Genomic DNA, 1,301 nt, shown 5'->3' on the forward strand with positions numbered 1-1,301 from the left:
GGGTCGGGTTGCTTAGAGCCAACCTGAGGGACACCACCGATGACCGACGACATGATGAACCTGCGCTCACTCGTTGAGAAGAGCGCCGACGCCGATTTGCTGCGCGAGATGATCGGCTTTGCTGCCGAGAAGCTGATGGCGCTGGAGGTCGGCACGAAGACCGGTGCGGGCTATGGCGAGAAGAATGGCTTCCGACTGGCCCAGCGTAACGGCTATCGCGACCGGGATTGGGAGACACGGGCGGGCACCGTCGAGCTGCGTATTCCCAAGCTTCGTACTGGCAGCTATTTCCCGAGCTTCCTGGAGCCGCGCCGGATGGCGGAGAAGGCTCTGACGGCTGTCATTCAGGAGGCTTACATCCAGGGTGTTTCGACCCGCTCGGTTGACGACCTCGTTAAGGCCATGGGCATGTCGGGCATTTCCAAGAGCCAGGTCTCCCGGCTGTGCGAGGAGATCGACGAGAAGGTGAAGGCCTTTCTCGACCGGCCCATCGAAGGCGAATGGCCCTACCTCTGGATTGACGCGACGTATTTGAAGGTCCGGCGTGGCGGGCGCATCGTCTCTGTTGCAGTCATCATTGCCGTCGGCGTCAACACCGACGGCCGACGCGAAGTGCTCGGCATGGAGATCGGCACGTCCGAGGCCGAGGCGATCTGGACCGAGTTTCTTCGAAAGCTGACCAGGCGGGGTCTGCGTGGCGTCAAGCTCGCCGTCTCAGATGCGCATGAGGGCATCAAAGCCGCAGTATCGAAGGTGCTCTGCGCCACCTGGCAGCGCTGCAGGGTCCATTTCATGCGCAATGCCTTGGCCCATGCTGGAAAGAGCGGACGGCGCGTCGTCTCCGCCTTCATTGCCACGGCCTTCGCTCAGGACACGTCGGAGGCGGCAAGCACTCAGTGGCGCAACGTCGCCGACCAGATCAGGCCAAAGGTCCCGAAGCTCGCCAGTCTCATGGACAGGGCCGAGCAAGACGTACTCGCCTACATGACCTTTCCCAAACAGCATTGGGCCAAACTTCACTCGACCAACCCCATCGAGCGATTGAACGGCGAGATCAAGCGGCGGACCGAGGTCGTCGGCATCTTCCCCAACGACGACGCTATCGTGCGCCTGGTCGGTGCGCTGCTGCTGGAACAGAACGATGAATGGGCCGTCCAGCGATCTCGCTACATGACCCTTGAGACAATCGCTACGATGAGCGATGATCCACTCATCAGCCTGCCAGCAGCAAGCTGACACTCATCCGGCCCTCTGGGATGAGCCGTGGCCGTCTAAGCTACACCACTCCCTGGGACACGATC

The 1,301-nt window shown here is 61.6% G+C and carries 1 protein-coding gene; it reads left to right on the top strand.

The features are described from left to right. Nucleotides 1-39 precede the first annotated feature (39 nt). Nucleotides 40-1,236 carry an IS256 family transposase gene (locus tag MRBLMR1_RS25295; RefSeq protein ID WP_500066931.1) on the top strand — a complete coding sequence of 399 codons (1,197 nt, stop codon included), beginning with the start codon at nucleotides 40-42 and terminating at the stop codon, nucleotides 1,234-1,236. Nucleotides 1,237-1,301 lie beyond the last annotated feature (65 nt).

The sequence above is a fragment of the Neorhizobium sp. LMR1-1-1.1 genome, from assembly GCF_040675795.1.
GTDB lineage: Bacteria > Pseudomonadota > Alphaproteobacteria > Rhizobiales > Rhizobiaceae > Neorhizobium > Neorhizobium cellulosilyticum.

Bases quoted from the DNA above. Each gene is read 5' to 3' on its own strand.
- MRBLMR1_RS25295 (WP_500066931.1), top strand. From the start codon at position 40: ATGACCGACGACATGATGAACCTGCGCTCACTCGTTGAGAAGAGCGCC.